Below are 9,419 nucleotides of genomic sequence, written 5' to 3' on the forward strand. Positions count from 1 at the left end.
TTTCGGGCACTCCGGCCACGCGATGTCGCGGCCTGCACAACGGATTTCGGAGCGGGCCTAGCCTGTAGGCCTTAAAAGACCGATATCTATGGCCCGGCACGCGAACGATCGTACCGACCGACCCGGAGCATCCCGCTTGTTTCTTTCCGTCTTCGACCTGTTCAAGATCGGCATCGGCCCGTCGAGTTCCCACACGATGGGGCCGATGACGGCGGCCCGGCGCTTCCTCGACGAGATCGCCGGCGACGACTGGCCGCGGCCGGCCGGGACGAAAGTGGGTCGCCTCGGCGCCAGCCTGCACGGCTCGCTCGCCTACACCGGCATCGGCCACGGTTCCGACCGTGCCGTCATCCTCGGGCTTGCCGGCGAGACGCCGACCACGGTCGACCCGGACAAGTCCGACACCCAGATCGAAAAGATCAAGGCGGAAAAACGCGTCTCGCCGCCCGGCCATCCGACCTATCGCTTCGATCCGGCCGTCGACCTCGTGCTGGACAAGAAGACGCCGCTGCCCGGCCACGCCAACGGCATGACTTTTTATGCCTACGACACCGACGACCATCTCATCCTGCGCCGTGTCTATTATTCGGTCGGCGGCGGTTTCGTGGTGTCGGAGGAAGAACTGCAGCGCATGAAAGGCCGCTCGGCGAAGACCGCCGGGCCGAAAGTTCCCTATCCCTTCGCCGACGCCGCCCAGATGTTGAAAATGGCGGCGAAAAGCGGCCTGTCGATCGCCGAGATGAAGCGGGCGAATGAAGAAACGCAAATGCCGCGCGAAGACCTCGACGCCAGGCTCGACGCCATCTGGAGCGCCATGCGCGGCTGCATCGATCGCGGGCTGGCGCAGGAAGGCATCATGCCGGGCGGGCTGAAAGTGCGCCGCCGCGCGAAGATGCTGCACGGCAAGCTGGAGGAGGAATGGCGGCAGAACCGGCCGAACCCGCTGCTCGCCAATGACTGGCTGTCGGTCTATGCCATGGCGGTCAACGAGGAGAACGCCGCCGGCGGCCGCGTCGTCACCGCGCCGACCAACGGCGCGGCCGGCACATTGCCCGCCGTGCTGCGTTACTGGCTGCATTTCCACCCCGAGGCCGACCAGCCGAGCATCCGCGACTTCCTGCTGACGGCCGCGGCGGTCGGCGGCATTATAAAACACAATGCCTCGATCTCCGGCGCGGAGGTAGGCTGCCAGGGCGAGGTGGGCTCGGCCTCGGCGATGGCGGCTGCGGGCTTGTGCGCCGTCATGGGCGGCACGCCGGAGCAGGTGGAGAACGCTGCCGAAATTGCGCTGGAGCATCACCTCGGCATGACCTGCGATCCTGTCGCCGGCCTGGTGCAGGTGCCGTGCATCGAGCGTAACGCGCTCGGCGCGGTGAAGGCCGTCACCGCCGCCTCGCTGGCGGTCAAGGGCGACGGCAAACATTTCGTGCCGCTCGACGCTGCGATCGAGACCATGCGCCAGACCGGCCTCGACATGAGCGAGAAATACAAGGAGACCAGCCTCGGCGGGCTCGCGGTCAACGTCGTGGAGTGCTGAGTTTCTGCTGACAGGTTCTCAAGCGCTCCGGATCTCAATACGGAAACGGCTGGTTCGTCGGGTTGGTCTCGAGGTGGATCGTCGCCGTCTTCTGCAGCTTGGTGAAATTCGCCAGCGCAACCCCGACCTCCTTCTGGTCGCCCTGATCGAAGGCGGCGAAATTCTTGTCGCCCCACAATGAGGCTTCCGATGCGCCCAGGCCGCCGCCATTGTAGTGCGGGGCGATGTACTGGTGCCTGGCCTCGTGGGCGATCAGCCGCGCCAGCGCGGTCGCGACGCTGATCTGATCATCCTTCGGCCAGTCGGCCAGCGGTTTCTCGACCAGCTCCCATGCCATCAGGCCGCGTATGTCGACGAGCGACTGATGTCTGCCATAATAACCCGCCAGGCCTAGTCCCTTGCGCGTACTGGTTCCTTCTATGGCTTTTTTCTTGTCGGCCAGGATCTCATTCTTGCTGCGCCCGCCGGCGTTGAATTCGGCGACCGCCTCCTTCACGGTTTCCAGCGACGCTGCGCCGCCTGTGAGCACAAAGGCCAGTTTCTGGCTGCCCGCCGTGAGGACGTCCTTGGACTGAAAACCGATGCCGCCGCGTTCCGGCACGCCGGCATTGCGTGTTTGGGTTCCGGTGTTCAGGGTGATGCCGTTCTGCTTGGCGGAATGAGCTAGGTTCGACGTCTGCGTCCGCACCGACTGGTTGTGGAAGGCGCTGACATCGCCGTCGCTCTCCACCACTTTCACCACCGAGTCGGTGAAGTCGAAGCGTGTCGGGAATTTCGAGGGCTGCTGCAGCAGGACCTTGAAGTTTTTCACGAAGGCAAAAAGGTTCTGGGTTTCGGCGAGTGTCGTGTCGCGCACGACCTGCGGCTGGCGGCTGAACAGATCATCGTCGACGATGTAGAGTGTGTTTGCCATGCATCTCCTCCGGGCTCGGCGTGGACAGCGTCTGCCGGCCTGTGACGGTCACCTCGGAACGCGCAGTGCGTCCAGCAGCGCAGCCCGCTGTCCGGATTGGAAGACCGCGTGGAATTTTTCCGAAACCTTGTCGCCCTTCTTGAGGGCGGAAAGCCGCTGGTTGTATTCAACGGCGCTGCGCTGCGCGATCGTTGCGAAGATCCTGTGCAACTTCAGCAGTGCGGCCTTGTTCTTGTTGGAGGTTCCGGCTGTCGCCGTTGCGAACAATTCCAGCAGTTCCGGGTCCCAGGTCACATAATTTTCGTAAGCGACGATCTGGATCTTCATCGAGCTTTCGATGAGCCGACGTGTTTCCTCGGCCATGAGTTCGTTGAGAAGCTGGGTGTTCATCCGCGAGACCTGGCGCCGGTAGAATTCCTCGGCCTCGTCGCTGTCCATGCCAACGCCGTCGGCGACGGCGATTTCTTCCGGCTTGATGTGGCTGTATTCCGGCAGGCTCGGCAGCATATTGGCGATCGACCTGATGTCATCAGCCGAAATCTGCGCGCCGTTGCCGCCAGACTTGCCCAGCTCATATTGCTTCACCAGCCGCACACAGAGCCGGATCATATCGTATTCCGGAATGCCGCGGATCGTCGGGGGATCGTAGTTCGGCTCGAGCATCAGATGGTATGTCACCTGCGCGAGATAGGCCGCCGCCTCGTCCGCCACCCTGGTGACCCTGATCTTGTTCATGTCAGTTATGACGTGCGTGCATTCATGAAGCACGTTGGAGCGGATGATCGGCGTGAGCGGCGGTTCCTTGGCTGCCGTGCGGATCATGTTGCTCGCGGCCATGTAGAGCGAATAGCTTTCCTTCCATGGCTTCACCGTGATCGCCCCTGCCTCGATCAGGTCGTAGACCTTGTCGTATTCGCCGGCATTGATGCTGATCGGCCCGACAGTGAAGCGCATGTTGCGGATACGGCCGTCGTCAAGAACCTCCAGAACCTCGGTTTTGGTGATTGGCATTCGGCCTCCTTGATATTTGCAAGGTGCGAGCTTCCGAGAGAATGTGAAAGATTCCACGTTATTGTATCTGATTTATGCTCCTCAATGTTGCTCTTTGAATCTTGTAAGGCTGGCCGAAGGCAGGGAAACGAGGGGTTTGTGTAACGAGAGGCGCCGCCGTGGCGGTGTGCGCCGCCTGTGAATAACCGCTTCGGCCGTTGACCGCTGCGCGGCGCGCGCTAAACCAGAGGCATGGCGCTCAATCTCATAAAACTCTGCGTCGGCTGCGACAGCGTCGAGGATCTGGAGGAGTGGATCACTTTCCGCCTCGACGAAAAGCGGCGCGCCGGTGAGCCGGTCGAGCATTTCCACACGACGCGCATGGTGCCGATCCGCGCTGCCGAGCTTGTCGACGGCGGCTCGCTCTACTGGGTGATCAAGGCGCAGGTGCAATGCCGCCAGCGGTTGGTTGAAATACGCCCGTTCACTGACGATGAAGGCATCGGCCGCTGCCACCTCGTCCTCGATCCGATTGTCGAGCGTACCGAATGGCAGCCGCGCCGCGCCTTCCAAGGCTGGCGTTACCTCAAGCCGGCCGACGCGCCGGCCGATCTCGGCAAGGGCAGGGCGGGGCTCACGCAGATGCCGCCGCATCTGAAGCAGGAACTGGCGGCACTCGGGCTGCTCTGACAGAATCTTCCTGAACTATCACTCCGATCCGCCCGGTGCATTCAACGAATTGCGCTGACGGATACGCTCAGTCGCGCAAAGTCAGCCGGTCGCCGCGCATGTCGAAACCCGACAGTGTCGAAATGAAATTCATGCCGAGCAGGCTCTGGCCGAGCGAGCCTTCGGCCGCCACCAGGATCGGCTGGTTGCGGCGGATGATGCTGCCAACGGTGATTTCGCGCGCCCGCGTCGCGGCGGCGGTCGTGGTGCCGTTGGCTGTGGCGACGGGAATGGAATAGTTGAGCGAGTTTACGTCGATGCCGGCACGGCGCGCGTCCTCGGCGGTTAGAACTGTGCTGGTGGCCCCTGTGTCGACAAGGAACTCGACCGGCGCGCCCTCGACCGTGCCACGCACCTCGAAATGACCGTTCTGCCGCTTTTCCATCATCACCGTTGCGCGGCCCTCCTGGTCGAAGGACGAGAGGGGGCTGCCGGGGATAAGGCCGGCGGTGACCCGGGAAAGTACGTCCTGCATCTCGTATCGGTACTGGTAGCCGGCAACGAGCGCGAGGGCGACCGCCAGCCATATGGCCGCCGCGCGCAAGCCGCCGCTCATGGCGCGGCGCGAGGACAGAAACCAGACGGCGAGGACGGTGATAAGCGCGCCGCCATAGACCAGCTTGCCGAAATCATTGTTGTCCAGGCCGAAGACCGAGCCGCTGGAATCGGTCATCAGCAGGATGACCAGTCCGACGCCGAGGATGATCAGGCCGATATAATAGCGGTTCATCGTTGAAAACTCACTCCGCCATGCCGCGTTCGCGCGCCATGCGGGCGCGGCGGGTCTCGCGGCGCGGCCGGCGCTCGACGGTTTCCAGCCGGGCCGGCAGCAGCGCCATCACGGCGCGCCGCTGGTCCGGGGTCATGGCGATCCATTCCGCGATCTCGTCGCGCGTGCGCCCGCAGCCGAAGCAGTAGCCCGTCTTCATGTCGATGGAGCAGACGAGGATGCAGGGCGATTCGATCACGGCCGAAAAGTTTCCGTTTGTTCTCCAGCACATGGGACAGGCGGCCCCGCAATGCAAGGGCGCGATTGTGCCACGCGGCAAGAGCGTCTATGCCCCCGGCAACGACGGCAAGGTGCGACGGATACGACATGGTATCGGGACTTCCCTTCGACGACATACGCGGGCTGATCCGGCAACTGCCGGCGGGTGACGACAAGGTGGCGGAGCGCGTGCGCTTCGACTTCCTGTCGCGGTCGCGGCGTTTCGGCCCGCTCGGCCGGGTGGAGGAAATCGCGGTGTGGCTGGCGCGCTGGAGCGGCAGGCAGCCTTCGATACGCCGGCCGCTGATGGCGGTCTTCGCCGGCAATCACGGCGTGGCGGTTCACGGCGTTTCGCCGCGTCCGGTCGATGAGACGGCGCGGCTGGTCGAACTCTGTGCCGCCGGCGGCGCCGCCATCAACGGCGTCTGCCTCTCGAACGATGTCGGGCTGAAAGTGTTCGACCTCGCGCTGCACCTGCCGACCGGCGACATAACCACCGAGGCGGCATTCGACGAGCGCGGCTGCGCTGCAACCATTGCCTTCGGCATGGAGGCGGTGGCCGGCGGGACGGACCTCTTGTGCATCGGCGCTCTCGGCGTCGGTGACTCGACGGTTGCGGCGGCGATGCTTTCTGCGCTGTTCGGCGGCGCGGGCGCGGACTGGGCCGGACCGGGTTCCGGAGCGGACGCCGCCATGGTGGCGCGCAAGGCGGAGATCGTCGACCGGGCTCTTGCCCTGCATCGCGGCCATCTGAAGGATCCGCTGGAGGTGTTGCGGCGGCTGGGCGGGCGCGAATTCGCGGCAATCGCAGGCGCGATCCTTGCGGCGCGCATGGAGCACGTGCCGGTGATCCTCGACGGCGGTGCGGCGATGGCCGCGGCGGCGGTGCTGAAGTCGCTCGATACGGGAGCGATCGATCATTGCCTGATTGCTCAGCAACCGGTTGAACGAGGCTTGGCTCATGCCGTAGGGCGGCTGGGGTTGAAACCGGTGCTCGACTTTGGAATCGGCGGCGGGGAGGGGACTTCGGCCGTGCTTGCGGCGGGGGTGGTCAAGGCGGCGGCGCAGGTGGCCTCGACCTTCGCGGAGGCAAGAGCAGCCGTTTCCGGATAACGTCTCGGCTTGAAATTTCGATCAACCCGAATTGACCGCCGACGGAAGCCAGCGTCGGACAGGTTCGCTGCCGTCGAACGTCGCCTCGAAAATCGATGATGCGAGCACGGCATGCATATGAAGCATTTCGGAGCTCACGTTTCGGAAGCCGTGTTTGCGGTTGGCTGGGACAATGAGAGATTGCCCGGCGGTTAAAACCGCGGTTTCTTCTTCGATCCACATCTCGGCTTTGCCAGCGAGAACCGTAAGCACTTCCTCCACGGGATGACTATGAGTGGGTGCGCCCATGGCTGGCGCCACCCATTGCTCGAAAATACAAAGTTGAGCTGCACCGTTGCAGGCCGATACCTGCATTCGGGTTTCCACGCCTGCTCGCCATTTCTCGCGCGGCTGTTCACCGTGTGAAATCATCTTCATAGGCGCCTCCGGCTCCAGTTTTGAAGATGCGTTTCCGTTCCTTCCGTAAGACCTGACGGGCTATTGCATCTGCCCGGTTAAAAGCGTCGTCCACAAATGGAAATTAGTCGGCTGGTCGCAGAAGCCGGCATCGAAGCGGTGCTGCGTGCAGGCGGGCTCGAACGGCTTGCTCGGCGGCGCAGTCTGGCAGGCCGAGAGCAGGGCCATGGTCATCGCGATCGGCAGCAGCAGGCGCATGGTGAAAATTCCGATTCCCTTGCGGGCGGTTTAGCACGCGACCGTTAGCCGGGCTACCGAGGCCGGCGAGGGGCGGTCACGGCTTGACCATCAGCAGTCGGCTGGGCTTGACGAACTCATATCTCGGTGGTTATACGTCAATCAATAGCTGGCTGGTTATTGATCCCAAATGCCCGATGCCCATGACATGCTCTTCAGGACGCTTGCCGACCCGACGCGGCGGGCCATCTTTGAGCGGCTGTGCCGCGAGGGCGAGCAGACGGTCGGGGCGCTGACGACCCGCGCCGGCGTCTCGCAACCGGCGGTCTCTAAGCATCTTGGGCTGCTGAAGCAGGCCGGCCTGGTGCGCGACCGTCACGAAGGGCGCCAGACGCACTACAGTGCGCAACTCGGCGCCTTGGCCCCGCTGGTCGATTGGACAAAAGAGATGACCGGGTTCTGGGAAAACCGGTTCGACGGCCTCGAAGACCTGCTGAAAAGGATGGACCAATGAACGAAACATCGGCCGAAACGCGCACCGTCATCGTCGAGCGCGATATCCCGCATCCGCCGGAAAAGCTCTGGCGCGCGCTCACGCAACCGCATCTGATCGAGGAATGGCTGATGAAAAACGATTTCAAGCCGGATGTGGGTCACCGTTTCAATCTTCGCGGAGACTGGGGCGGTGTGCTGGACTGCGAGGTCCTCGCCGTCGAGCCAAACACGAAGCTGTCCTACACTTGGGACTTCAAGCACGACGATGCGGCCTTCAACCTGAAGAGTGTGGTGACCTTCACGCTCACCCCGACGGGCACGGGAACCCATCTGCGCGTGGAGCAGTCGGGTTTCCGACCGGATCAGAAGCAGGCTTTTGGCGGTGCCAAGGCAGGGTGGCAGCAGTTCTTCGCGAAACTGGAAGAGGTTTTGGCACGCGCGGACTGACGCCTGCCAGGCCGCGAGGGACACGCCCGATCCGCTTCGACTGACCTTGAAAGGAGATTCCCTTGACCTGGAACAACTGGATTCGCCAGACCCACCGCTGGCTGTCAATCGTCTTCACCATGACGGTCATCGCCAACTTTGCCGCGATGGCGATGGGCGAGCCTCCCGCCTGGGTGGTCTACGCGCCGTTGCCACCGCTCTTCCTGATGCTATTTTCCGGCCTGTACATGTTCGCGCTGCCCTATGTCGCCGGTTGGCGCGGCGGGCGGCGCACCGTCGGACAGGAGTGAGGAATGCCCGGCAAGACATCTGGGAGCTCAGGGAAAGCCGCCATCAAACCCGGCGCAGCGAAGACCAAGCCGGCCGGCGAGGTCGTCCTCCTTTCGGGCGGCAACCCGCAGATCCCGAAAGGTTATGGCGACGCCCCCGTGCAGGCCTACATCGCGGCGATGCCGGGCTGGAAAAGCGCCGTCGGGCGGCGCCTCGACGCGATCATCGCGCACGCCGTCCCCGGCGTGCGCAAGGCGGTGAAATGGAACTCGCCGATGTATGGGGTCGAGGAAGGAACCTATTTCCTCGGCATCCATGTCTTTACGAAATACATCAAGGTGGCCTTCTTCCGCGGCTCATCGCTCGACCCGCTTCCGCCGGTCGCGTCAAAACACAAGGAAGTGCTCTATTTTCACATTTTTGAAGACGAACAGTTCGACGAGGCGCAGTTCGCAGATTGGGTAAAGCAGGCCAGCCAATTGCCGGGCGAAAAAATGTGAACGGGGGTGAGTGCGCGGCGCAAGCGGAGGTCAGATCATCGGCCCGCAAGCTACGAAGAATATGGCAAAGGGAATGTCGGCGCAGGATGCAGCGCCCAAGGCCGAGGGCGACGTGCAGGCTTGAACCGACCTCATCCTGAAGGCGCCTAGGTCTTAGCCGCGCTTCCCGCCACAATGCGTCAAAGTATGAACGGCACGCTGCTCGCAATGGTCGCAATGACAAGGATATTGGCCAGCATGCCGCCCCAGTGGATCAGACGCAGCTGCCGCATCGCTGCGGTGTCGCCCGATCGCCAGGCGGTTTGCTGGGCGTCGATTCGCTGAAGCACCGTGCTGCGCATAGCCATTGCCGTAGCAGCGGCGAGTAACAGCATTCCAGCCGTGAAAGCCATGCGGCCGCTTGCGGCAAAGGCTGCCGTTGCCACAAGGCCGGTGAAACCAACCACCCAGAAATAGGTATCGAACAGGCCACGAAACAATCGCCATACTTCCGGAACGTCGAGCCGAACGAACAGGAAGGATATGGAAGCCATGGAGAAATAAGTCAGGGAAAACAAAACAATAATTATGGCATAGAGCGGAACGAAGTCGGGCACCATAGGCTTGCCTGGCAGTTTGCACAACTGCGACAATGCATACCGAATTCGCTCGCACCTGGCATCCACCACTTTCGTTGAATTTCCAGAACTCACGGCGTCGCGCCTGTCGCTCACCTGGCTATCGCCCGGTAGCCAGAGCAACGAGTTCCGGTCCTGGCAAGACGCGCTCGTCCACCGTCGACCCAAGGCACGCGATGCAATTGTG

Annotated in this window: 14 protein-coding genes; 7 read left to right on the forward strand and 7 right to left on the reverse strand. The window is 62.9% G+C overall.

Annotated features, from left to right (window positions below; translation table 11 throughout):
- Window positions 1–136 precede the first annotated feature (136 nt).
- On the forward strand, window positions 137–1,537 hold the full coding sequence (locus ACH196_RS19770; RefSeq protein WP_396648640.1) for an L-serine ammonia-lyase: 1,401 nt from the start codon (window positions 137–139) through the stop codon (window positions 1,535–1,537).
- Between the two features lie 34 nt (window positions 1,538–1,571).
- Here ACH196_RS19770 and ACH196_RS19775 read toward each other — a convergent pair whose 3' ends face one another.
- On the reverse strand, window positions 1,572–2,450 hold the full coding sequence (locus ACH196_RS19775) for a hypothetical protein (protein WP_396648641.1): 879 nt from the start codon (window positions 2,448–2,450) through the stop codon (window positions 1,572–1,574).
- A 48-nt stretch (window positions 2,451–2,498) separates the two neighbouring features.
- Complete coding sequence (locus tag ACH196_RS19780; RefSeq protein WP_396648642.1) at window positions 2,499–3,461, reverse strand: hypothetical protein; 963 nt, start codon at window positions 3,459–3,461, stop codon at window positions 2,499–2,501.
- A gap of 231 nt (window positions 3,462–3,692) precedes the next feature.
- Here ACH196_RS19780 and ACH196_RS19785 point away from each other — a divergent pair, with 231 nt between their 5' ends.
- A complete protein-coding gene (locus ACH196_RS19785; RefSeq protein ID WP_396648643.1) occupies window positions 3,693–4,130 on the forward strand; it encodes a DUF1489 family protein in 438 nt (145 codons plus the stop codon).
- Window positions 4,131–4,197: 67 nt separating this feature from the next.
- Here the strand turns inward: ACH196_RS19785 and ACH196_RS19790 are convergent, their stop codons facing one another.
- Together ACH196_RS19790 and ACH196_RS19795 are read right to left on the reverse strand one after the other, a co-directional pair.
- Window positions 4,198–4,899 (reverse strand): TIGR02281 family clan AA aspartic protease, encoded by a 702-nt coding sequence (locus ACH196_RS19790; protein WP_396648644.1) that lies wholly within the window; start codon window positions 4,897–4,899, stop codon window positions 4,198–4,200.
- Between the two features lie 10 nt (window positions 4,900–4,909).
- Window positions 4,910–5,170, reverse strand: coding sequence for a DUF1289 domain-containing protein (locus tag ACH196_RS19795; RefSeq protein WP_396648645.1), 261 nt, complete (start codon window positions 5,168–5,170; stop codon window positions 4,910–4,912).
- A gap of 95 nt (window positions 5,171–5,265) precedes the next feature.
- On the opposite strand from ACH196_RS19795, the gene ACH196_RS19800 reads away from it, so the two are divergent.
- Window positions 5,266–6,270, forward strand: a complete 1,005-nt coding sequence (locus ACH196_RS19800; RefSeq protein WP_396648646.1) for a nicotinate-nucleotide--dimethylbenzimidazole phosphoribosyltransferase — start codon at window positions 5,266–5,268, stop codon at window positions 6,268–6,270.
- Window positions 6,271–6,291: 21 nt separating this feature from the next.
- On the opposite strand, the gene ACH196_RS19805 is transcribed toward ACH196_RS19800, so the two are convergent.
- Both ACH196_RS19805 and ACH196_RS19810 read right to left on the reverse strand, forming a co-directional pair.
- Window positions 6,292–6,687, reverse strand: a complete 396-nt coding sequence (locus ACH196_RS19805; protein ID WP_396648647.1) for a cupin domain-containing protein — start codon at window positions 6,685–6,687, stop codon at window positions 6,292–6,294.
- Between the two features lie 60 nt (window positions 6,688–6,747).
- The gene (locus ACH196_RS19810; RefSeq protein WP_396648648.1) at window positions 6,748–6,924 is read right to left on the reverse strand and encodes a hypothetical protein; all 177 of its coding nucleotides are present in this window, start codon (window positions 6,922–6,924) and stop codon (window positions 6,748–6,750) included.
- A 169-nt stretch (window positions 6,925–7,093) separates the two neighbouring features.
- Between ACH196_RS19810 and ACH196_RS19815 the strand changes: the two genes are divergently transcribed.
- The 4 genes from ACH196_RS19815 (at window position 7,094) to ACH196_RS19830 (ending at window position 8,615) form a co-directional block, all read left to right on the forward strand.
- A complete protein-coding gene (locus ACH196_RS19815) occupies window positions 7,094–7,417 on the forward strand; it encodes an ArsR/SmtB family transcription factor (RefSeq protein ID WP_396648649.1) in 324 nt (107 codons plus the stop codon).
- Complete coding sequence (locus ACH196_RS19820; protein ID WP_396648650.1) at window positions 7,414–7,845, forward strand: SRPBCC domain-containing protein; 432 nt, start codon at window positions 7,414–7,416, stop codon at window positions 7,843–7,845. Before ACH196_RS19815 ends, ACH196_RS19820 begins: the two co-directional genes overlap by 4 nt.
- 62 nt (window positions 7,846–7,907) lie before the next feature.
- The gene (locus ACH196_RS19825) at window positions 7,908–8,135 is read left to right on the forward strand and encodes a hypothetical protein (protein ID WP_396648651.1); all 228 of its coding nucleotides are present in this window, start codon (window positions 7,908–7,910) and stop codon (window positions 8,133–8,135) included.
- A gap of 3 nt (window positions 8,136–8,138) precedes the next feature.
- The gene (locus tag ACH196_RS19830; protein WP_396648652.1) at window positions 8,139–8,615 is read left to right on the forward strand and encodes a DUF1801 domain-containing protein; all 477 of its coding nucleotides are present in this window, start codon (window positions 8,139–8,141) and stop codon (window positions 8,613–8,615) included.
- Between the two features lie 179 nt (window positions 8,616–8,794).
- Here the strand turns inward: ACH196_RS19830 and ACH196_RS19835 are convergent, their stop codons facing one another.
- Entirely contained in the window at window positions 8,795–9,328 is a 534-nt protein-coding gene (locus ACH196_RS19835) for a hypothetical protein (protein ID WP_396648653.1), read from the reverse strand.
- Window positions 9,329–9,419: the final 91 nt, after the last annotated feature.

The sequence above is a fragment of the Mesorhizobium sp. IMUNJ 23232 genome (genome assembly GCF_044326205.1).
In the GTDB taxonomy this organism is placed as follows: domain Bacteria; phylum Pseudomonadota; class Alphaproteobacteria; order Rhizobiales; family Rhizobiaceae; genus Kumtagia.